Source organism: Brevibacterium renqingii (assembly GCF_017808095.1).
Lineage (GTDB): Bacteria > Actinomycetota > Actinomycetes > Actinomycetales > Brevibacteriaceae > Brevibacterium > Brevibacterium renqingii.
In genome coordinates, this window is record NZ_JADBHG010000009.1 from 1 (window position 1) to 21003 (window position 21003).

Annotated in this window: 19 protein-coding genes; 15 read left to right on the plus strand and 4 right to left on the minus strand. The window is 66.0% G+C overall.

The genetic code is table 11. The annotated features are described in order from the left end of the window. Positions 1 to 77 precede the first annotated feature (77 nt). On the minus strand, positions 78 to 887 hold the full coding sequence (locus IIE29_RS14575; RefSeq protein WP_209326033.1) for a RecB family exonuclease: 810 nt from the start codon (positions 885 to 887) through the stop codon (positions 78 to 80). 127 nt (positions 888 to 1014) lie between these two features. Here IIE29_RS14575 and IIE29_RS14580 point away from each other — a divergent pair, with 127 nt between their 5' ends. The 3 genes from IIE29_RS14580 to arc are packed head-to-tail and all read left to right on the plus strand — an operon-like array spanning position 1015 to position 4955. Beyond that, positions 1015 to 2175 carry a site-2 protease family protein gene (locus IIE29_RS14580; protein WP_209326034.1) on the plus strand — a complete coding sequence of 387 codons (1161 nt, stop codon included), beginning with the start codon at positions 1015 to 1017 and terminating at the stop codon, positions 2173 to 2175. Positions 2176 to 2220: 45 nt separating this feature from the next. Then, on the plus strand, positions 2221 to 3309 hold the full coding sequence (locus IIE29_RS14585; RefSeq protein ID WP_209326035.1) for a tRNA (adenine-N1)-methyltransferase: 1089 nt from the start codon (positions 2221 to 2223) through the stop codon (positions 3307 to 3309). Then, on the plus strand, positions 3306 to 4955 hold the full coding sequence (arc, locus tag IIE29_RS14590) for a proteasome ATPase (RefSeq protein WP_209326036.1): 1650 nt from the start codon (positions 3306 to 3308) through the stop codon (positions 4953 to 4955). Before IIE29_RS14585 ends, arc begins: the two co-directional genes overlap by 4 nt. A gap of 70 nt (positions 4956 to 5025) precedes the next feature. Here arc and IIE29_RS14595 read toward each other — a convergent pair whose 3' ends face one another. Then, positions 5026 to 5430, minus strand: a complete 405-nt coding sequence (locus tag IIE29_RS14595) for a DUF3054 domain-containing protein (protein ID WP_209326037.1) — start codon at positions 5428 to 5430, stop codon at positions 5026 to 5028. A gap of 32 nt (positions 5431 to 5462) precedes the next feature. On the opposite strand from IIE29_RS14595, the gene dop reads away from it, so the two are divergent. From dop to IIE29_RS14630, 7 genes are all read left to right on the plus strand, one after another. Continuing rightward, a complete protein-coding gene (gene dop / locus IIE29_RS14600; RefSeq protein WP_209326038.1) occupies positions 5463 to 6992 on the plus strand; it encodes a depupylase/deamidase Dop in 1530 nt (509 codons plus the stop codon). 11 nt (positions 6993 to 7003) lie between these two features. Continuing rightward, on the plus strand, positions 7004 to 7195 hold the full coding sequence (locus tag IIE29_RS14605; protein ID WP_209326039.1) for a ubiquitin-like protein Pup: 192 nt from the start codon (positions 7004 to 7006) through the stop codon (positions 7193 to 7195). A 1-nt stretch (position 7196) separates the two neighbouring features. Continuing rightward, positions 7197 to 7997, plus strand: a complete 801-nt coding sequence (gene prcB, locus IIE29_RS14610) for a proteasome subunit beta (protein WP_209326040.1) — start codon at positions 7197 to 7199, stop codon at positions 7995 to 7997. Between the two features lie 31 nt (positions 7998 to 8028). Then, positions 8029 to 8718: a proteasome subunit alpha gene (gene prcA / locus IIE29_RS14615; protein WP_209326041.1), complete on the plus strand. Its 690-nt coding sequence runs from the start codon at positions 8029 to 8031 to the stop codon at positions 8716 to 8718. Next, positions 8719 to 10122 carry a Pup--protein ligase gene (pafA, locus tag IIE29_RS14620; protein WP_209326042.1) on the plus strand — a complete coding sequence of 468 codons (1404 nt, stop codon included), beginning with the start codon at positions 8719 to 8721 and terminating at the stop codon, positions 10120 to 10122. 68 nt (positions 10123 to 10190) lie between these two features. After that, positions 10191 to 11147 carry an FKBP-type peptidyl-prolyl cis-trans isomerase gene (locus IIE29_RS14625; protein WP_343071917.1) on the plus strand — a complete coding sequence of 319 codons (957 nt, stop codon included), beginning with the start codon at positions 10191 to 10193 and terminating at the stop codon, positions 11145 to 11147. Positions 11148 to 11217: 70 nt separating this feature from the next. Then, positions 11218 to 11592, plus strand: a complete 375-nt coding sequence (locus IIE29_RS14630; RefSeq protein ID WP_209326043.1) for an FKBP-type peptidyl-prolyl cis-trans isomerase — start codon at positions 11218 to 11220, stop codon at positions 11590 to 11592. Positions 11593 to 11719: 127 nt separating this feature from the next. Here the strand turns inward: IIE29_RS14630 and IIE29_RS14635 are convergent, their stop codons facing one another. Continuing rightward, positions 11720 to 12844 carry a DUF3866 family protein gene (locus tag IIE29_RS14635; RefSeq protein ID WP_209326044.1) on the minus strand — a complete coding sequence of 375 codons (1125 nt, stop codon included), beginning with the start codon at positions 12842 to 12844 and terminating at the stop codon, positions 11720 to 11722. Positions 12845 to 12884: 40 nt separating this feature from the next. Here IIE29_RS14635 and IIE29_RS14640 point away from each other — a divergent pair, with 40 nt between their 5' ends. The 5 genes from IIE29_RS14640 to IIE29_RS14660 all read left to right on the plus strand — a co-directional run bounded on the left by IIE29_RS14640 (position 12885) and on the right by IIE29_RS14660 (position 18697). Further along, positions 12885 to 13907, plus strand: a complete 1023-nt coding sequence (locus IIE29_RS14640) for a helix-turn-helix transcriptional regulator (protein ID WP_343071918.1) — start codon at positions 12885 to 12887, stop codon at positions 13905 to 13907. After that, positions 13891 to 14778, plus strand: a complete 888-nt coding sequence (locus IIE29_RS14645) for a WYL domain-containing transcriptional regulator (protein WP_209326045.1) — start codon at positions 13891 to 13893, stop codon at positions 14776 to 14778. The genes IIE29_RS14640 and IIE29_RS14645 overlap by 17 nt, the downstream gene beginning before the upstream one ends. 85 nt (positions 14779 to 14863) lie before the next feature. Continuing rightward, a complete protein-coding gene (gene tatA / locus IIE29_RS14650) occupies positions 14864 to 15145 on the plus strand; it encodes a Sec-independent protein translocase subunit TatA (RefSeq protein WP_209326046.1) in 282 nt (93 codons plus the stop codon). Further along, a complete protein-coding gene (gene tatC, locus IIE29_RS14655; protein WP_425491478.1) occupies positions 15142 to 15984 on the plus strand; it encodes a twin-arginine translocase subunit TatC in 843 nt (280 codons plus the stop codon). Before tatA ends, tatC begins: the two co-directional genes overlap by 4 nt. Next, positions 15977 to 18697 carry a DEAD/DEAH box helicase gene (locus IIE29_RS14660; protein WP_209326047.1) on the plus strand — a complete coding sequence of 907 codons (2721 nt, stop codon included), beginning with the start codon at positions 15977 to 15979 and terminating at the stop codon, positions 18695 to 18697. Before tatC ends, IIE29_RS14660 begins: the two co-directional genes overlap by 8 nt. 26 nt (positions 18698 to 18723) lie before the next feature. Here the strand turns inward: IIE29_RS14660 and secA2 are convergent, their stop codons facing one another. Further along, positions 18724 to 20985: an accessory Sec system translocase SecA2 gene (gene secA2, locus IIE29_RS14665; protein WP_209326048.1), complete on the minus strand. Its 2262-nt coding sequence runs from the start codon at positions 20983 to 20985 to the stop codon at positions 18724 to 18726. Positions 20986 to 21003 lie beyond the last annotated feature (18 nt).

Here is a 21003-nt window from a genome sequence, read left to right on the forward strand (position 1 = left end):
AATTTCCACCGACCCCATACCGGCATCGGTGGACTCACGCCATCAGCTCGTGTTCACAACCTCACGGGGAAGTACACTTAGGCGCCGACGATCTTCGTGATCTCCGGGGTCGGCGGGGGAGTGTTCCCCCAGGCCGGGCACAGCGGTTTGAACGTGCACCAATTGCACAGCGGTGACTTCTTCGGACGCCACCGATCGGACTCGGCGGAGGCGACGATGTCCTTCCAGATGGCATCGATCTCGAATTCGGTCTGTTCGATGTCGCTCATCGTCGGATGTGATTTCAGCACACTGCGCGAACCGAGGTACATCAGCTGCAGCGTGTGAACGAGCTCACCGGAGAGACGGTAGACGACGAGGGCGTAGAACCCCATCTGGAACTGTGCCTCGCGACCGTACTGCGGCTTGGGCTGTCTGCCCGTCTTGTAGTCGACCAGACGCTTCTCACCGCCCGGTGCGACGTCGACCCGATCGATGAAGCCGCGCAGCTCGAGACCGCTGTCGAGCGTCGTGCGCACGAACTTCTCCGTCTCGTCCGGTTCGAGGTGCTCCGGGTACTCGAGGACGAAATAGGAGTCGATGAGACGGCGTGCCGATGTGAAGAACGTCTCCCTCTCCGATTCGGCGGAGAAGATCTCGAGCACCCCGGGATCCTTCTCGACGAGCTCGCTCCAGGCGGGCATGAGCAGCGACTGAGCCAGCTCCGACGTGCGTTCGGAAGACGGAACGGTGAAGAGCTTCTCGAGTACGGAATGGACCACGGTGCCCCGGAATGCCGCTTGGGACGGCGGCTCCGGCAGTCGATCGATGCTGCGGAAACGGAACTTCAGAGGACATTGGATGAAGTCATTGGCCCGGGAGGGCGAAAGACTGGTGAGCTCGGCCATACCACCACTGTAACGACCTGGACTGACTCGCCGTGGCGACCAGCGGCGGCGGGCCCGACGCTGTTAGGCTGAGTAACCGACACTCAGTGGATCGATCACCACGACACCGACCGGAGGAATCCCTTCAATGGCCGCGAAAAACCACCAGCCCGGTGCGTCCTCGGGTCTGCGCCTGGGCACCATCCTCGGTGCGCCGGTCATCCTGGCCTGGTCGTGGTTCCTCGCCGCCATCGTCATCACCATTCTGTTCACCCCATGGCTCAACCAGGTCCGTCCGGACCTGGGCATCGGAGCCTGGTTCGTGGCATTCGCCTATGCGGTGCTCCTCTTCGCCTCGGTGTTCCTCCACGAACTCGCCCACGGTGTGGCCGGGCAGTTCTACGGCCAGAAGGTCGCGGCCATCGAGCTCAACATCTGGGGCGGCTTCACGCGGTTCGAACCCCAGGTGGACAATCCCCGCGACAAGGCCGCGACCACGAGCTTCGTCATCTCCATCGTCGGTCCGATCGTCAACATCGTCCTCGCTCTGCTGGGATGGTGGTGCCTGAATGCGGCCACACCCACCTCCGTGCCGTGGCTGCTGCTCATCGCGGTCACCTTCGCCAATGTCGCACTCGGCGCGATCAACCTGCTGCCGGGCATCCCGCTCGACGGCGGCTGGGCGCTGCAGGCGATCATGTGGCGCATCACGGGCTCCCAGTACCTGGGCACGATCGTGGCCAGCTGGGTCGGACGCATCATCGCCATCGGCTTCATCGGGTGGTCGGTGATCACTCCGCTGCTGGCCGGTGAACGGCCGGAACCGCTGACCGTGGCGTGGATGTCGCTCATCGCGATCATGCTGTGGTTCTCCGCAGGCGATGCGGCCACGCACGCCAAACGCGCGAGGAAGATGGAGACCTACGATCTGTCCCAGGTCATCCAGCCGGCGATCGCCGCCACTTGGGACGCGGACCTCGCGGACACCCTCGACTATGCGAACACGCTCGGCCACGCGAAGGAACGCACCCTCATCGTCGTACTCGACCAGAGCGGGCTGCCCTACGGGCTCGTCGACCGCCACGCCGCCGCGGGCCGGCTCGCAGAGACCCTCGAAGCCGTGCCTGCGGGCGAAGTCGCCCGTCCCCTGGCCGGGTGGATCGGCGTGCCCAAGGACATCACCGCCCCGCACCTGCTCGAATCGCTCACGCACCGGCCCAAGGCGCAGTTCAGCCTGGTCATGGACGGCAACACGCTCATCGGCGTGATCGATCTGCAGGAGTTCTTCGACGAGCTTCTCGCAGCCTGAGCCGGTTGTGTGAGGCAATCCTCACCAGCGTAGAGTGGACTCATCATGACTCAGGCACTCCATTCCCGCCCTCCGCGCGTCCTGACCCGGGGCGAAAAGGTCCAGCTCACCGATCCCAAAGGGCGCATGCACACGTTCGTGCTCGCCCCTGGCGAGCTCTTCCACACGCACAAGGGCCTGATCAGCCACGATGACATCATCGGACGCACAGAGGGGATCATCGTCTCGAACTCCGGGGGAGTGGACTTCCAGGTCTTCCGACCTCGCTACGAGGATTTCGTGCTCTCGATGCCGCGTGGAGCCGCGGTCGTCTACCCGAAGGACTCGGGACTCATCGTCACCCTCGGCGACATCCATCCCGGTGCCACCGTCGTCGAAGCAGGAGTCGGTTCGGGAGCCCTGTCGATGGCGCTGCTGCGTGCCGTCGGTCCCACCGGTTCCGTCCATTCCTTCGAGCTGCGCGAGGAGTTCGCCACCATCGCCGCGGGGAACATCGCGGACTTCTTCGACGGAGAGCCGGAGAACTGGTCGGTCACCGTCGGGGACCTCGCAGAGACGCTCCCGCAGACCTTCGCCCCGGGTTCCGTCGACCGGGTCGTCCTCGATATGCTCACTCCGTGGAACACCCTCGAGGCTGTGAGCCGGGCCCTGGCACCGGGCGGCATCGTCATCGCCTATGTCGCCACCGTCCCGCAGCTGTCCCGCTTCGTCGAAGCCGTCCGGGCCTCGCAGCGGTTCGCGGAACCCGAATCCATGGAGGCGATGGTCCGCGGATGGCATGCCGATGGACTCGCTGTCCGCCCCGACCACCGCATGATCGCCCACACCGGGTTCCTCATCATGGCCCGGCGGATGGCCGAGGGTGTCGCTCCGCTGGAGAAGAAGAAGCGCCCGCAGGGTGCCGCCGCAGCGCCCGAGGACGTCGAGGCCTGGACAGGCGGCGAGGTCACCGAGCACGCGATCGGGACGCGCACCGCTCACGGCAAGAAGCTGCGGCGGGTGGTGCGCGAAGCGGGGAAGCGGCTGCGCACCGGGGACGACGGCAGCGGCGGCGCTGCCGCGGGCACGACCCGCGCCGCTGCTGACACAGACAGCCCGAACACGAACAGCACTGCGCCGAAGGAGGATCGATGACAGAGACCACGACCGAGGTGAAGCGTCTCCGCGAGGACACCGCGTCACTGCGCCAACAGCTCTACAGCGCAGGCAAGCGCAATGAGGCCCTGTCGAAGACCCTTCGCACGGCCCGCGAGGAACTGGGCCGGATCAAAGAGGAGGCTCGGCGTCTGACCGAGCCGCCGAACAACTGGGGCACCCTCGTCGCCGTCGACGACAAGGGCGTGGCCGCCGACGTCATCGTCGGCGGTCGCCGCATGCGTGTGGCCATCGCCCCGGAGGTCGATCCCGCCGGGCTGCGGGCCGGTGCCGATGTGCTCCTGTCCGAAGGCCTCGTCGTCATCGGCACCGGCGCCTTCCCGTCCGTGGGTTCGGTGGTCAACGTCCGCGAATTCGTCGACGACCGCCGCATCCTCGTCGGAGCCCCCGGTGATGACGAACAGGTCTTCGTCCTCGCAGCCGACCTCATCGACTCGGGCCTGCGCGTCGGCGATGCCGTCGTCGTCGACACCCGGACCCACTACGCTCTGCAGGTCGTCGAGAAGCCCGAGGTGTCCTCACTGCTGCTCGAAGAGGTCCCCGACATCACCTATTCGGACATCGGCGGTCTCGCCGACCAGATCGGTCAGATCAAGGACGCCGTCGAGCTGCCCTTCGAGCACCCGGAGCTCTACACCGAGCACGGTCTCAAACCGCCCAAGGGCATACTCCTCTACGGTCCTCCCGGCTGCGGGAAGACTCTCATCGCGAAGGCCGTGGCGAACTCGCTGGCCGACCGCACCAGCGAAGAGTCCCGGAAGACCTACTTCCTCAACATCAAGGGCCCGGAGCTGCTCGACAAGTACGTCGGCGAGACCGAGCGCCAGCTGCGCCTCATCTTCGCCCGAGCTCGGGAGAAGGCCTCCGCCGGATTCCCCGTCGTCGTGTTCTTCGACGAGATGGAGTCGCTCTTCCGCACCCGCGGCACCGGCAAGTCCTCGGACGTGGAGACGACGATCGTGCCCCAGCTGCTGACGGAGATCGACGGCGTCGAACAGCTCGACAACGTCATCGTCATCGGCGCCTCGAACCGTGAGGACCTCATCGACCCGGCGATCCTGCGCCCGGGCCGACTGGACGTCAAGATCCGCATCGAACGCCCCGACGTCGAAGCCGCCCGCGACATCTTCGAGAAGTACCTCACCCCGGAGCTGCCGTTGCACAGCAGCGTGCTCGAAGGTCACCCGGACTCCGCCGAGGCGGTCGCCTCCCTCATCGAGTTCTGCGTCGAGCGGATGTACTCCGAAACACCCGAGAACGAATTCGTCGAAGTCAGCTATGCGGACGGGTCACAGGAAGTGCTGCACTTCTCCGACTTCGCCTCCGGTGCCATGATCCACAACATCGTCGATCGGGCGAAGAAGTCCGCGATCAAGTCGCTGCTCGACACGGGTGAGCGCGGTCTGCGCGCCGAACACTTCGAGGGCGCCATCGCCGAGGAGTTCAGCGAGCACGAAGACCTGCCGAACACGACGAATCCGGACGAATGGGCGCGGATCTCCGGACGCAAGGGCGAACGCGTCACCCACCTGCGGATGATTCACCTCGACACGACCAGGGGAGCCCCCGCGGTGCCCTATGAGACCGAGATCTCCGAGGTGCGCCCGAACTCCGACCTCGTCTGAGCCGTACAGGCCGCCGACGTCCGAGGTCGTCGGCGGCCTGCGGCCGTCCGGAGCCCGTGGAGGGCTGCGCTCAGCGGCTGCGTCCGCGGCGTCCCGAACCGCCGGCGACGGCGGAGGCGATGATGCGCCAACCGACGAGAGTGATGAGATTGAGCGTGGTGGCCACGATCATGAAGCTCACGGGCACAGTGCCCGGTTCTCCGCCGGCACCGGTGACACCGCGCAGCACGAGCCCGACGAGGACGGTGACCGCCCACACCCCCGTGCCCGTGGCGAGCGGAGAGATCGGCCGGTCCCAGACGGCGGTCAGCAGCCAGGCGAGGACCAGTGAGGCGACGAACGGCCACGCTGTGGTCATCAGCCCCTGCGGATCGAAATTGTGAGAATGTGTGTAGTGACCGACGATCGTGAAGAGGACCACGAGGATGAGGTCGACGATCAGTGCGATCGGGAGATGAGATTTCTTCGTTGCCACGTCCCCGAGTCTAGACCTTGGAGGAAGTTCAGATGCTCAGAGTCCAGCGTGTCATGGGTTCGGAGACCGAGTTCGGTCTCAGCCAGCCGGGGAACCCGCGAGCGAATCCGATGCGTGACTCGGCGCGTGTCGTCGACGCCTACGCCGGTCCTCGCGGTCTGAGGTCCTCCCAGAACTTCTGGGACTTCGCCACCGAGTCCCCGTTGGCGGACGCCCGCGGATTCTTCATGAACATCGCCGACGCCGACTCCTCGCAGCTGACCCACATCCCCCAGGACGACGTCGAGGCGCAGTACCTGGCGAATGTGGTCACGGAGAACGGTGCGCGCTACTACGTCGACCACGCCCACCCCGAATACTCCTCGCCGGAGGTGCTCACGCCCCGCGATGTCGTCACCTTCGACCGGGCCGGAGACCTTGTGGCCCTGGCTTCGGTGCGGGCCCTGGAGAAGTCCGGCGAACCGGTCAATCTGTACAAGAACAACACCGACTCCAAGGGCTCGTCCTACGGAACCCATGAGAACTACCTCGTCGACCGCGGGGTGGACTTCGATGACATCGCCGCCGGACTCATCCCGTTCTTCGTCAGCCGCCAGGTCCTCTGCGGATCCGGACGCGTGGGCATCGGACGCGAGGGTGAGCTCCCGGGCTACCAGATCTCGTCGCGCGCCGACTTCTTCGAAGCCGAGGTGGGTCTGGAGACGACCCTGCGCCGCCCCATCGTCAACACCCGTGACGAACCGCATGCCGACCCGGCGAAGTACCGTCGCCTGCACATCATCATCGGCGACGCCACCATGGCCGAGCCTGCGACCTTCGTGCGGTTCGGCTCCACCTCTCTGGTGCTCGGTCTCATCGAGGCCGGCCTGGCCCCGCGGATCGAACTCGCCGATGCGCTGGCCTCGCTGCAGACCGTCAGCCACGACCTCAGCCTCAGTGCGCAGCTGCCGCTGACCGACGGCTCGACGATGACCGCGCTCGAGATCCAAGAGACCTACTATGCCGCCTGCAGCGCACACGCCGATCCCGATGATGCCGACACCGCAGAGGTGCTCGCCGAGTGGAGGCGCTTCCTCGACGGACTGGCCGACGACCCCCGCAGTCTGGCCGACTCCATCGACTGGGTCGCCAAATGGGTGCTGCTGGAGCACTACCGTTCCCGGGAGGGCATCGACTGGGATCACCCCAAGCTCGCGCTCATCGACGTCCAGTATCACGATGTGCGGCCCGAGAAGGGGCTGTTCCACAAGCTCGAACGTGCCGGACGGATCCGTCGGATGACCACCGATGCCGAAGTCGAGACGGCCGTGGTCAATGCGCCCGACGGCACCCGTGCCTTCCTCCGATCGGTGGCGGTCAACCAGCTCGGTGAGGATCTCGTGGCCGCCAGCTGGGACTCCCTCGTGCTCAACGCCGGAGACTTCGGCATCGTCCGACTGCCGATGCGCGAACCGCTCAAGGGCACCCGGCAGCTGCTCGCCGAACGCGTCTCGGGAATCGAATCCGCCGAGGGTCTGCTGCAGGCACTCGGAGTGGATAGACTGACAGTGAAGAACGACTGAAGGGGTGTGAGATGAGCTCGCAGGAACAGTTCCAAAGAGACAGAACGAGCGGTGGGGGAGACGCACCCGTCGATCCGCCGGAGGCCGTACAGGGGCAGATCAACACCCAGAACGTCGACTCCATCCTCGATGAGATCGACGGCGTGCTGGAATCCAATGCGGAGGAGTTCGTCAAGAACTTCGTCCAGAAGGGCGGCCAATGAGATGTCAGGATTCCCTCCTGCATTTCTGAGTTCGACGAGCAACTCGTTCGTCGAACTCGCCCGCTCCCTGGCGCCCGAGGCCTTGCCGCAGACCGCGGGCCGGGACCTGGCCGAACAGGCTCCGGAGGGCACGACGATCATCTGCTTCCGCACCGCCGCGGGCATCCTCATGGCCGGGGACCGGAGAGCCACGATCGGCAACCTCATCGCCTCCCACTCGATGGAGAAGGTGAAGGCCGCCGATGACTTCTCGGTCATCGGCATCGCCGGCACCGCAGGCGTGGCGCTCGACCTCATCCGGCTCTTCCAGCTCGAGCTCGAGCACTACGAGAAGATCGAAGGAGCACGACTGTCGCTGCACGGCAAGGCCAACCGCCTGGCCTCGATGCTGCGCGGCAACCTCGGACTGGCCATGCAGGGTCTGAGCGTCGTGCCCCTGTTCGCCGGAGTCGACGACTCGACCCCGCACGGGCAGATCTTCAGCTTCGACGTCACCGGAGGCAAGTACGAGGAACACCGCTTCCATGCCATCGGCTCCGGATCTGGCTTCGCCCGCGGGGCACTGAAGAAGCTGTGGCATGCCGAGCTCGACACCGCCGCGGCGATCACCGTGGCCGTCGAGGCGCTCTTCGACGCCTCCGACGACGATTCGGCCACCGGGGGACCGGACTTCGTCAGGCAGATCGCGCCGACGATCTTCACCGTCGATCTCGACTCCGGCGTCACCGAGATCGACTCGGCCACCGTACTGGAGACCGCCACCGAGGTGGTCGACCGCCGGACCCGGAGCGCGCGGTCATGAGCGCCGCCGGCACACCGCGAAAGGACCGGACATGAGTCAGGCGCCGTTCTATGTCTCGCCCGAGCAGCTGATGAAGGACCGGGCCGATTTCGCGCGCAAGGGCATTGCGCGTGGGCGCTCGGTCGTGGTCCTGCGCTTCGACGAGGGCATCCTGCTGTTGGCGGAGAATCCCTCACCGACGCTGCACAAGATCGCCGAGATCTACGACCGGATCGGGTTCGCCGCCGTCGGCAAGTACAACGAATTCGAGACGCTGCGACAGGCGGGGGTCCGCTACGCGGATCTGCGCGGATACTCCTATCACCGCACAGATGTCACCGCGCGGGGGCTGACGAACGCCTACGCGCAGACCCTGGCCGGGGTATTCACCACTGAGTCGAAGCCCTTCGAGGTCGAACTCGTCGTCGCCGAACTCGGCATCACCGCCGAATCCGACCAGCTCTACCGGCTCAGCTACGACGGTTCGGTCATCGACGAAGCCGAACACGTGGCCATCGGCGGTCAGGCCGATGCGATCACCGCATCACTGGCCGGCCTGCGCACCTCCGAACTCGGTCTCGCCGCCGTGTTCGACCACGGTGTGGCGGCGCTGGCCGCGGCCACACGTTCGACTCTGCCCACCGAGGACCTCGAAGCCGCCGTCCTCGACCGTACGACGAGCAGGCAGAGAACATTCCGCCGACTCGACGAAGCAGCGATGAGTGCGCTGCGGGAGGACTGAATGGCACGCATCTTCGGAATCGAAACCGAATACGGACTCGCTCACACCGCCGCAGACGGCGGGCGGCGCATCGGACCGGAGGAGATCGCCCGCTACCTGTTCCGGCCCGTCGTCGACTGGGGACGCTCGTCGAACGTGTTCCTGCCCAACGGCTCCCGGCTCTACCTCGACGTCGGCTCCCATCCCGAATACGCGACTGCCGAATGCGATGACCTCGGTGATCTGCTCGCTCAGGACCGCGCGGGCGAAGCGCTCATGACCGATCTGCTCGAGAAGGCGCAGACCGCCCTCGACGCCGAAGGGATCGGCGGTCGGGTGCACATGGTCAAGAACAACACCGATGCGGCCGGGAACTCCTACGGTTCGCACGAGAACTTCCTCATCCGCCGCACTCTCGACTTCAACCGCCTGACAACGGTGCTCCTGCCCTTCCTCGTCAGCCGCCAGCTGCTCGTCGGAGCGGGAGCCATCATCCCACGCCGTTCGTCCTTCGCCCCCGACGAGGAGGCGGACCGAACGGAGATGATGTTCGGCCTCTCCGCCCGCTCGGATGTGATGTGGGAGGGGCTGTCCTCTGCCACGACCCGCTCGCGCCCGATCATCAACGCCCGCGACGAACCCCACGCGGATGCAGAGAAATACCGGCGTCTGCACGTCATCGTCGGTGATTCGTCGATGTCGACGGCCACCTCGGCGCTCAAGGTCGGGTCGGCGGTGCTCATGCTCGACCTCATCGAGCAGGGGGCGCGGATCCCGGAGAACGGACTGCGCCACCCGGTGCGCGACATCCGACTCGTCGCCCGTGATCTCACCGGCCGCGTCGTGCTCGAACGCACCGACGGCTCGACCACCACCCCGCTGCGGCTGCTGGCCGACTATCGGGACCGAGCGCAGCGCCTCGTGGAGACCGGCGATCACAGCCTCGGCGACGAAGAGCTCGCCCGCTACGTCATCGACCTGTGGACGAGGATGCTCACCGCCGTGGAGTCCCAGGACTTCTCTGCTGTCGAGACCGAGATCGACTGGGTTCTGAAACGCACCCTCATCGAGAGATCCATGGCGCGGGGCGGCGAGAGGATCACTGATCCGCGCCTGCACCGCCTCGACATCGCCTACCACGACATCACTCCGGCCACCGGCCTGTTCCCGAAGCTCGAAGCGGCCGGAATGGCCAAGAACCTCGTGCCCGCCGAGGCGGTGGAGAGAGCCAAGGACCTGCCTCCGGCGAGCACACGCGCAGCCATCCGCGGTGAGTTCATCCGCGCCGCGCATGACGCGCGCCGCGACTACACCGTCGACTGGGTCCATCTGCGGCTCAACGACGAATCAGGTCGTGCCGTGGCGCTCAAGGACCCGTTCGCCACCTCGCACCCGCAGGCGGAGACTCTCATCGCGGGCCTGTAAGATCACCCTGTGATGCGGTCGGCCCGAGAAGCAGTACGGGTGCGGCCATTCGTGACGAAAGGAAACCAGTGCGCACCACAGTGCTCAGCGCCATCACGGCGGGTCTGCTGCTGCTGTCCGCCTGCGGTCAGGGCGATCAGTCGCAGGACTCGACCACGCCTCCGCCGTCGGTGGCCGCCCAGGATGCGAAGTCGACCAGCCTCGACGACGTCACCGTCGACGGCAAGATCGGGAAGAAGCCCGAGGTCAGCTTCGACGCCCCACTGGTGATCGACGAGACCGAGAAGAAGGTGCTCAAAGAGGGCAAGGGCGACAAGATCTCCGAGGGCGAGCAGGTCACGGCGCAGATGACCCTCGTCTCCGGAACCAGCGGAGAGGTCGTCGAATCGAGCTACGACTCCGATTCACCGGCCGGATTCCCGATGGACAAGGCCCAGATCTCCGGCGACCTCTACGATGCGCTCATCGACGTCAAGGTCGGCTCCCGCGTGATGATGTCGCTCAACGGCAGCGCCCAGCAGGGTGAGGCATCGCAGACGCTGGTCTACGTCATCGACGTGGAGAAGACGACGAAGCCGCTGAAACGGGCCGAGGGAGAGAAGACCGACCAGTCGGACAGCCCCGTGACCGTGAAATGGGCCGATGACGGCGCACCGTCGATCTCGAAGCCCGAGGGCAAGAAGCCCGAGGAGCTCGAGACCTATACCACCATTGAGGGCGAAGGACCCGAGGTCAAGAAGGGCCAGAGCGTCGCGGTGAAGTACTCCGGCTGGCTCTGGGACGACACGTCGAAGACCTTCGATTCGAACTGGAAGGAGGGCGGTCAGCCCTTCGCCGTCGACCCGGTCGGAGAGGCGCAGGTCATCGACGGCTGGAACGAAGGTCTGATCGGACACAAGGTCGGCAGCCAGATCGTGCTCATCGTCCCACCCGACAAAGGCTACGGAAAGCAGGGCAGCGAACCCTCGATCCCTGGCGATGCGACGCTCATCTTCGTCATCGACATCCTTTCGGCACAGGGCTGATCCATCCCCGACGGCCGGCAGCGCATTCGGCCTCGGACACCACCGACGCACGAACACCACAGGAGGAACCATGAACAAGCAGAAACCGGAAGTCGACTTCCCCGGCGGCGCAGCACCCACCGAACTCGTCATCGTCGATGACGTCATCGGCACCGGCGCCGAGGCCGGTCCCGGCGACACCGTGAGCGTGCACTACGTCGGAGTCGCCCATTCCACGGGAGAGGAATTCGACGCCTCGTACAACCGCGGCACACCACTCGAATTCCGACTCGGTTCGGGAATGGTCATCTCCGGCTGGGACCAGGGGATCCAGGGCATGCGGGTCGGCGGACGTCGCACCCTGCAGATCCCGCCGCATCTGGCCTACGGCGACCAGGGAGCCGGCGGAGTGATCCGGCCCGGAGAGAGCCTGATCTTCGTCTGCGATCTCGAGAACGTGCGCTGAGCGGAAACCACCCGATGATGCGCTGAGACACGACCACCGGTGGCCGGGCTCGACAGAGTCCGGCCACCGGTGCATTCACGGGCGAACACAGGAGGGGAGAACACGGCAGCGCGCGGCACACGCCCGTTCAGAGTTCGGCGGCGCAGCGACCCGCGGCGGCTGCGGCGAGGAAGGATGCGGCATCAGCCGGCAGCTTCCGGCCCATCGTCGACAGGCCCACGGGCGAGTCCTGCAGCGCCTCCCACAGCCCGGTGAGGTCGACATCGACGAGCGAGTGCATGGCCAGGGCCTGCAGCTGTTCGGCCACGGTGTCGTCGACGATGCTCGGATCGGGATCCATCTCCGAGCGCTCCGCCGCGCTCAGAGTGGAGAAATCGGGCACAGGAACGGTCATCCCCGGCCGCGCGACCTCGGTCAGGGGAGTCAGCGAATGATGGGAGATGCCGAAATGGCGCCCGCGCGCATCGGCGTTCGACATCCGCAGCAGGCCGACGGGCCGGCCGCCGAGCAGGGCGGCGGCGTTGAGGTGCTCACCGGTGACCAGTCCCGAATACCCGTACTTCGTGCCCGTGCCCAGATTGCCCGGCCCCTGGGCGACGACGGCGATATCGGCCCCCATGACATGACGAGCGGCGAGCAGCCCGGTGTGAATGGTCACGGCTTCGAGGTCTGCGCCCCAGGACTGCCCCGTGCTGATCGAACCGGTCAGCCACCCGGCCTCCTTCAGCCCGGCCACGGCTCGGGAGAACGCGGCGGGCAGGGCAGCACCGTCGCTGAGGACATAGGCGACGGACAGGGACTCATCGACCGCGCGGATGCCGGCGATGGCGGCGGGCAGCGCCGAATGGAGGTCTGCGACGATCACCGGCATCCCCTCGAGGTCGTCAGCCTCGGCGAGCGTGGCATGGTGCTCGGATTCCTGATCGTCGACACCGAGCACCATCGTCTGCAGCGGCGAATAGCGGTCCTTGACCAGGTGGCCGGGCCCCGGGGACGGATCGGCCGGCAGCGCCTCGGGCAGGGCCACGATGAGTCCGAAGCCGCCGGTGCCCAGCCGCTTGGCCAGAGCAGAGACATTGACGATGACCGCATCTCCCACCCGAGGATGTCCGACGGCGTCTGTGTAGGCGATCGCGCGGATGGATCGCACATCGGTGCCCGGCAGCGGTCGGTCCAGGTCGACCTCGGTCTCTGTGTATCCTGGCCGGGTGGAGCGAATCGCGGCGGCGATTCCTTTGCGCCAATGAATCATGGTCCCAAGACTATCGCCCGGCCTAAGTTACGGTGGAATCGTGAACACACCCCGTCCCAGCAGACAGAGACAGCAGACCGAACGTCTGCTGAACCTGCTGATCGCTCTGCGCGCCTCCCGCGGTTGGGTCTCGCGCTCGACGCTGATGAACGCCATCGACGGCTACAGCGGCCTCGACGAGGTCGCCTTCGACCGCAAGTTCTCCCGTGACAAGGACCTGCTGCGACACATGGGCATCACCATCGCCACTCGTGCCGGGCATGATGCCTATGGCGACGCGGGGGAGACCGGGTACCGGATCTCCGCGGCCGATTACGCCATGGACCTGGTCGATCTGACCGCGGCCGAGGTCGCCGCCGTGACCGTGGCGGCGGCCTTCTGGTCCGAGACCGACCTCGGCGCCTCGAGCGCCCAGGCGCTGACGAAGCTGCGGGCCCTGGGCATCGACCTCGACGAGGACGGTGCCGGGCAGGGACCGATCGATCCGGGGACGGCGGCCAGGAGACTCGCCAGTGCGAACTTCGCCTCTGCGCTGCATCACATCAACGCACGCGAGGCCGTCGGGTTCACGTATCACAAGCCCGGGCAGAGCGCACGGAAGGTGCGTCTCGAACCCTACGCGCTGCTCAGCCGCGGCGACCGCGTCTACCTCTTCGGATTCGATCTCGACCGTCAGGCGCAGCGCACCTTCCGTCTCTCCCGAGTCGAGGGCGGAATCGCCAAACTCGGCGGTCGCGAGCCCGGGGACTATTCGATCCCCGAGGACTTCTCCCCGCACCTGGCGCTGCAGTCGAGTTCGGAGATGGCCGTGGTCGCCGAGGCGAAGCTGTCGATCGCCGCTCATCGCGCCGATCCGCTGAGACGCCGGCAGGTGCGCACCGAGGACGGTGCCGTCATCATCGAATTCAGTGATGCCCATGCGCTGGCGGCCGAGATCATCGGCTTCGGCGATGCCGTCGAGGCTCTCGCGCCGCCCGAACTCGTCCGTGCCGTCGACGAGCGGCGCGAGACGATCCGGGACTCTCTCAGACGCTTGGGAGGTGCCAGTGTCCTCAGCGCGTGAGCGGCTGACCAGGCTGCTCAGCCTCGTGCCCTATCTCGATGCCCATCCCGGTGCGGACCTGGAGGAGACCGCCGCCTATTTCGGCATCGACTCCGACACCCTCATCGACGACCTCCAGCTGCTCTTCGTCACCGGCCGTCCCGGGCATATGCCCGATGACCTCATCGACGCCTCATGGGAAGGCGGGCAGATCTTCATCTCCAACGCGGAGGAGGTCTCCGTTCCGGTGCGCCTGAGCGCCGAAGAGGCGGGCGTCCTCGTCCTCGCCCTCGAGCTGCTCTCGTCCCTGCCCGGACTCGATTCCGCCGCGGTGGCCACCGCGGCGGAGAAGCTGCGGCGAGCGGCAGGGGAGAACCTGCGCACCTCGGTCGACGTCAGTCCCATCGACACCGACGAGGAGCTCCTGGCAGTGCTCAAGGAGGCGATCGACGAGGAGGCGGCACTGACGATCGACTACTATGTCGGATCGCGGGACGAACTCACCCGACGCACGATAGCGCCGACCCGCCTGGTTCCCGGCTCCGACTGGTACGTCGATGCCTGGTGCTATTCGGCCGGGGCGCCGCGCCGCTTCGCCCTCGGCAGCATCCGCTCCTGGGAGCGGGCCTGTCATCCGCCCCTGTCGGTGAACGAGACGACGACGGACTCCCACGAGGTCACCCTCGGACTGTCCGCCCGCGGAGCATGGCTGGCCGATGAACTCGATGTGACGAAACGTGAATACTTCGACAGCGGGGAGACGAACGTGCGCATCCGTCTCATCGTCCACTCCGTCGATTGGCTGAGCCGATTCCTGCTCTGCCATGCCGACGTGATCACGGAGATCGACGACACCGAGGCGGTGGCGGCGGCACTGCGCCGTCTCGGCTGAGCCGATGAAGCCTGCGGATGAGGATGAAAGGCTCAGCCGCACAGCGTAGAATCGTTCGCAGCCGCAACAATCCAAGGAGCTCCCAATGAAACCAAGTTTCGTGCAGATCGCGATCGTGATCCTCATCATCGTGATCATCTTCGGCGCGCCCAAACTGCCGCAGCTGGCCCGAAGCCTGGGACAGTCGATGAAGATCTTCAAGTCCGAGGTCAAGGACCTGCGGGACGAGGACGATACCGACAAGACCACTGAGCCGGGAGCGCTGAACAGGAATTCCTCGACCGACTCGTCCTCAGCCGCCGACAGCACCACCGGCACCGAGCAGTCGCGACGAGAGAAGCAGGACCCGCAGTCACACGAGAAGTGAAAGAGAACAGTCAGCGGAAGCCCTCTCGCTCACGGAAGAGCAATCCTGAGAAGAAGATGCCCGTCGTCGGGCATCTCGTCGAGTTGCGCAACCGAGTCATCATCGCTGCGATCGCCATCGCACTGGGCGCAGTCGCGGGCTGGTTCCTCTACGATCCTGTCCTCGACATCCTGCAGGAGCCGATTCGGACCATCCGCGCGGATGGAGGCCGGATGGCGGAGATCAACTTCGCCGGAGTCGCCTCACCCTTCGATCTGAAGATCAAGCTCTCCTTCTTCATCGGCCTCTTCATCTCCTGCCCCATCTGGCTCTACGAGATCTGGGCCTTCATCGTGCCCGGGCTCAAACGGAAGGAGAAGCTGTACTCCCTCGGATTCCTCGGTGCGGCGATCCCTCTCTTCCTGGGCGGCTCGACGATGGCGTTCTTCGCTCTGCCCAATGCCGTCAAGGCGCTGACCTCCTTCACACCCGAGGGCGGAACGAACATCATCCCCGCTCAGGACTACCTGAGCTTCGTGATGATCATCATCGTCGTCTTCGGCCTCGCATTCGTCCTCCCGGTCCTCATGGTGGGGCTGAACATGCTGGGCATCCTCTCGGCCGAGAGGATCCAGAAGTCCTGGCGCATCATCGTCATGCTCGTGTTCCTGTTCGCTGCGATCGCCACCCCGACACCCGATGCCATGTCCATGTTCTTCCTGGTCATTCCCATGATGACGCTGTTCTGCCTGGCCTGGGCGGTCTGCGTGCTCAACGACCGACGACGCAGGAAGCGCCTCATCGCACAGGGCCTGTGGGTCGACCCGAACGAATTCACCGACGAAGAGAAGAATGACTGATTCCACGCACCACACTGACCGAACGCCTGCGGAGGACACGCTGAGCCCCGCCGAGGCGTATGCCGATTTCCGGGCGCGCGCCGATTTCGCGCGCACGCCGCTGGGCCGCTTCATGGCTCGAACCGAGTTCGAGCTCGACGATTTCCAGGTCGAGGCGTGCAGCCATCTGCAGGAAGGCGAGGACGTCCTCGTCACGGCGCCCACCGGCTCCGGGAAGACCCTGATCGCCGAATTCGCTGTGGAACTGGCCCGTGTCGAAGGCAAACGCGTCTTCTACACGACGCCGATCAAGGCACTGAGCAACCAGAAGTTCAACGACCTCTCCGAGGTCCACGGCGCCGAGAACGTCGGTCTCCTCACCGGCGACACCTCGATCCGCCGAGACGCGCCGATCATCGTGATGACCACCGAAGTGCTGCGCAATATGCTCTACAACGACATGGCGGGTCTGACCGATCTCGGATTCGTCGTCCTCGACGAAGTCCACTACCTGGCCGACCGTTTCCGCGGCCCGGTGTGGGAAGAGGTCATCATCCATCTGCCCGACCGCGTCCAGATGGTCTCGCTGTCGGCCACGGTGTCCAATGTCGAGGAGTTCGGGGCCTGGCTGCGAGAGGTGAGAGGACCGACGACGATCGTGTCCACGAGCCATCGTCCCGTGCCGCTGGTCAACCACGTGCTCGTCGGGCATCGGATGTTCGACCTGTTCACTCACTCGGATTCCGATCGCATCGACCCTGCGCTCAACCACGCGACACGGACCCACGGGGGTCCGAGGTCGAAGCGCGCCCGAGCCACGCGGGCCCGGTTCCGCCGTCCCAGCCGCACGCAGGTGGTGTCCTCCCTCGCCGAGGCGGCCATGCTGCCGGCTATCATGTTCATCTTCTCCCGCAATGGATGCGACGAGGCCGTCGAGCAGTACCTGAGCACCGGCGTCGACCTCAACTCGCGGGAGGAGAAGACGATCATCAACGCCGCGCTGGGGTCGCTGCGCGAGGAGCTCGCCGAAGAGGACCTGGGCATCCTCGGCTTCCACACCTTCCGGGAGGGGCTGCTGCTCGGAGTGGCCGCGCACCACGCCGGTATGATCCCGCAGTTCAAGCAGCTCGTCGAAGACCTGTTCTCGCAGGGCATCATCAAGGTCGTCTTCGCCACCGAGACGCTGGCCCTGGGCATCAATATGCCTGCCCGGACCGTCGTGCTCGAAAAGCTCGTGAAGTTCAACGGCGAAGCCCATGTGACGATCACTCCGGGCGAGTACACCCAGCTGACCGGCCGGGCCGGGCGCCGCGGCATCGACCGGATCGGGCATTCGGTGGTCGTCTGGCACCCCACCGTCGAGGTCAGCGAGCTCGCGGCCCTGGCCTCGAACCGGTCCTATGCCCTCAACTCGGCCTTCGGGCCCACCTACAATATGACGGCGAATCTGCTCTCCCGGATGAGTTCTGCCGAAGCGGCGAAGGTCCTCGAGACCTCTTTCGCGCAGTTCCAGGCCGACAAGGCGGTCGTCGGATTGGCGCGCAAGGTGCGCAAGAACGAAGCGACGATCGAAGCCTACGAGAAGTCCATGCACTGCGAGCTCGGCGACTTCGCCGAATACGCCCGACTGCGCCGCGCGATCTCGGAGACTCAGAAGCAGGAGACGAGAACGCGTTCGCGCAACCGCCAACGCGATATCGTCGAATCGCTCACTGCGCTGAAGATCGGCGATGTCGTGACCATGCCCGCCAAACGCGTCGGGGGCCGGGCCGTCATCATCTCCCCGATGAGCAATCGCGACGGCACCTCGAGGCTGCCGACAGTGCTCACCGAACAGGGCAAGGTCTGGCATCTGCGTCCGCACGAAGTCACCGAACCGGTCGCCGCGCAGGGCCGGATCCGAGTGCCGAAGAAATTCAATCACCGCCAGGCCGGCGACCGGCGGCAGCTGCTGTCCATCCTCGAACAGGCCGTCGACGACGGCCGGGTCGATCCCGATGCGCAGTGGGAATCGGCGCGCGACGGGCAGGGGGTGAGCACGACCGTCTCGGAACTGCAGGCGCAGATGCGCGCCCACCCCTGTCACGACTGCCCCGATAGGGAGATGCATGCGCGGTGGGCCAACCGGGCCGACAAGCTCATCAGGGAGAACGATTCGCTCATCGCCCGCATCGAAGGACGCACGACCTCGATCGCGCTGGTGTTCGAGCGGGTCCAGGACGTGCTGCGGGGGCTCGGCTTCGAACCGGAGCATTCGACGATGCTGCGCCGCATCTACGGCGAGCGGGATCTGCTCGTGGCGCTGACGATCCGCGCGGGGCTCTGGGACCGGCTCAATGAGCCCGAACTCGCGGCCTTCGCCTCGAACTTCGTCTTCCAATCCCGCAGAGACACCCTGCATGCGCATCGGGCGCCCAGTGCCGACCTCAAGACCGTCTGCGATGAGTCCGAGAACATCTGGCGGCGCCTCTTCCATCTCGAGGAGCAGCACGCGCTGGCGACCACGGAGGAACCGGACCGGGGGCTCATCACTCCGATGTACCGGTGGACCGAGGGCAAGACGCTGTCCGAATCTCTGCGCGGCAGCGATATCGCCGCCGGTGACTTCGTCCGCTGGGCCAAGCAGAGCCTCGACCTGCTCGGTCAGATCGCCGAGGTCGCCGAGGAGGACACTGCGGTGCGGATCCGCCGCACCGTCAACGCGATCCGACGCGGGGTCGTCGCCGATTCCTGATCACGGGGCGGCGACCCCTGCCGTCCTCAGCGCTTGACCTTCTTGACGATGTTCTCGATGTCCGAGCCGAAGGCGTTCTCCGTGGTCAGATAGGTCCACGTCGACGACGGTCGCTTGAGACCGTGCGAGTCGAGGTCGATGCCCTCGGCGGTGATCTCGGCCTCTGCGATCGTGGCCGCCGAATCGGCGATGACATCGGACCAGAACGAGGAGAAGACGCGGATGGATTCCGCATTGAAGGCCTCATGCGGCTTCTCCCTGGCGAAGGTGCGCAGGTGGATTCCTTCCCGCAGATCGTTGAGGAACGCGAGGTGGTCGACCCAGCGGGCATCGAGGTGGAAGAGCATGACCTCGCGCAGGACGCTGTCGAGGATCTCCTCCGACTGCTGCTCGACGATCTCGTCGGCCCGCTCGCCGATCTCGGCCCGCAGCTGGGCCACCGGCTCTTCGTCCTTGCGGATCTCGGCGCGGCGTTCGAGGACGAGATCGCGCTGCTTGGCCATGAGCTCGTTGAAGCGCCAGGTGTCACGGTGCAGGGCGGTGTTCTGGCCCTCGGCGATCCGCTGGGCGTGTTCGACGAGCCCGCGGGCTCGTTTGGATTCGATCAGCCCGGTCTCGTCGCCTTCGGTGACGAAGCGCTGGATCTCCGGCACACGAGTGAGCAGCTCGTCCTCGAGGCTGGTGAAGAACACCGAAGTGCCCGGATCGCCCTGACGACCGGCGCGACCGCGCAGCTGATCGTCGAGGCGCGACGAAGGGTAGCGACCTGCGCCGATGACGAGCAGTCCGCCGGCCTCGGCCACCTCCTCGTTCGCCAGGCGGATGTCGGTGCCGCGCCCGGCCATCTGGGTCGACACCGTCACCGCACCGGGGGCACCGGCACGGGCGATGATCTCGGCCTCTCGCGAATCGTCCTTAGCATTGAGCACCGCGACCTCGATTCCGCGTTCGCCCAATCGCCGAGCCAGGGACTCGCTCTCGGCCACCGAGGAGGTGCCGATGAGCACGGGGCGGTCGCGTCCGTGGTTCTCCGCGACCTCCTCGACGATCGCGCGTTCCTTCGACTCCTGGTAGGTGAAGAGGCGGTCGGGCTCGTCGATGCGGATGACCGGCAGGTGGGTGTCGATGGGAACGATCTCGAGCGAGTAGAATTCCCGCAGATCGTCACCGACGGCCAGTGCGGTGCCGGTCATCCCGCATACGGTCTCATAGCCGTGGATGAGCTCCTCGACGGTCATCTGGTCGAGGATCTCCCCGCTGTCGGTGGTGCCGAGGCTCTCCTTCGCCTCGACGGCGGCCTGCAGTCCGTCGGGCCACCTCTGCAGTTCGGCGACACGACCGCGGGAGGAGGAGATGAGTTTGATGCGTCCGTCGACGACGAGGTAGTCGACATCGCGTTTGACCAGCGCTCGCGCGTAGAGGGCGAGATTGACGGCAGCCAGGGTCTCGGAGTCCTCACCGAAGAGCTCGACCCCGAGCTCGGCTTCCACGCGGTCGACTCCGGCGTCGGTCAGCGACACCGCATGTCGGTCGGTGCTGATCTCGAAGTCGGTCTCCGGCGTGAGGTCGGCGACGAGCGCCGCGATGGTCTCGTCAGCGTCCTCGACGCGGGCCGAGCCGGCCAGCACCAGGGGCACCCGGGCCTCGTCGATGAGCACGGAATCAGCCTCGTCGACGATGACGACATCGCGCTCGGGCACTCGCTGATCCGCATCGTCGGTGATGAATCGGTCGCGCAGCACATCGAACCCGACCTCCGTGACGGAGGCGTAGAGTACTTCGGCTCGATAGGCCTCACGACGCTCGGCATCGCCCTGCGTCCCCGAGATCGCCGCAGACCGCACTCCGAGGAGGTCGAACAGCGGCTTCATCCATGTGCGGTCGCGGACAGCGAGGTAGTCGTTGACGCTGACGACATGGACCCGGCGTCCCTGCAGGGCATAGCCGGCAGCGGCCAGTGCCCCGACGAGGGTCTTGCCCTCGCCGGTGGCCATCTGCACGACGCTGCCCTGCAGGAGTCCGACGAGCCCGCGCATCTGGGTGTCGTAGGCGCGTTCGTCGAGAGCGCGTTCTCCGGCTTCGCGGGCAAGAGCGCAGAACCGGGTCAGCGTCTTCTGCTGCGAGCCGGAGGCGAAGACCTCTCCAGCAGCTTCGGTGAGCTCTTCGTCGCTGAGCTCGGCGAATTCGCGTCCGGCTGCGGCGAGGTCATCGGTCGCTCGCTCGAACCAGCCCGTTGTCTTCTCCGCATGGGAGCCGGGGCGGTTGAGCAGGCGAGAAAAGAATCCCATTGTCGTCCTTCGTCGTGT

What these genes read in the sequence shown, in the direction of transcription:
- IIE29_RS14575 (WP_209326033.1), bottom strand. Translation starts at nt 887, where the DNA reads ATGGCCGAGCTCACCAGTCTTTCGCCCTCCCGGGCCAATGACTTCATC.
- IIE29_RS14580 (WP_209326034.1), top strand. Translation starts at nt 1,015, where the DNA reads ATGGCCGCGAAAAACCACCAGCCCGGTGCGTCCTCGGGTCTGCGCCTG.
- IIE29_RS14585 (WP_209326035.1), top strand. Translation starts at nt 2,221, where the DNA reads ATGACTCAGGCACTCCATTCCCGCCCTCCGCGCGTCCTGACCCGGGGC.
- arc (WP_209326036.1), top strand. Translation starts at nt 3,306, where the DNA reads ATGACAGAGACCACGACCGAGGTGAAGCGTCTCCGCGAGGACACCGCG.
- dop (WP_209326038.1), top strand. Translation starts at nt 5,463, where the DNA reads ATGCTCAGAGTCCAGCGTGTCATGGGTTCGGAGACCGAGTTCGGTCTC.
- IIE29_RS14605 (WP_209326039.1), top strand. Translation starts at nt 7,004, where the DNA reads ATGAGCTCGCAGGAACAGTTCCAAAGAGACAGAACGAGCGGTGGGGGA.
- prcB (WP_209326040.1), top strand. Translation starts at nt 7,197, where the DNA reads ATGTCAGGATTCCCTCCTGCATTTCTGAGTTCGACGAGCAACTCGTTC.
- prcA (WP_209326041.1), top strand. Translation starts at nt 8,029, where the DNA reads ATGAGTCAGGCGCCGTTCTATGTCTCGCCCGAGCAGCTGATGAAGGAC.
- pafA (WP_209326042.1), top strand. Translation starts at nt 8,719, where the DNA reads ATGGCACGCATCTTCGGAATCGAAACCGAATACGGACTCGCTCACACC.
- IIE29_RS14630 (WP_209326043.1), top strand. Translation starts at nt 11,218, where the DNA reads ATGAACAAGCAGAAACCGGAAGTCGACTTCCCCGGCGGCGCAGCACCC.
- IIE29_RS14635 (WP_209326044.1), bottom strand. Translation starts at nt 12,844, where the DNA reads ATGATTCATTGGCGCAAAGGAATCGCCGCCGCGATTCGCTCCACCCGG.
- tatA (WP_209326046.1), top strand. Translation starts at nt 14,864, where the DNA reads ATGAAACCAAGTTTCGTGCAGATCGCGATCGTGATCCTCATCATCGTG.
- IIE29_RS14660 (WP_209326047.1), top strand. Translation starts at nt 15,977, where the DNA reads ATGACTGATTCCACGCACCACACTGACCGAACGCCTGCGGAGGACACG.
- secA2 (WP_209326048.1), bottom strand. Translation starts at nt 20,985, where the DNA reads ATGGGATTCTTTTCTCGCCTGCTCAACCGCCCCGGCTCCCATGCGGAG.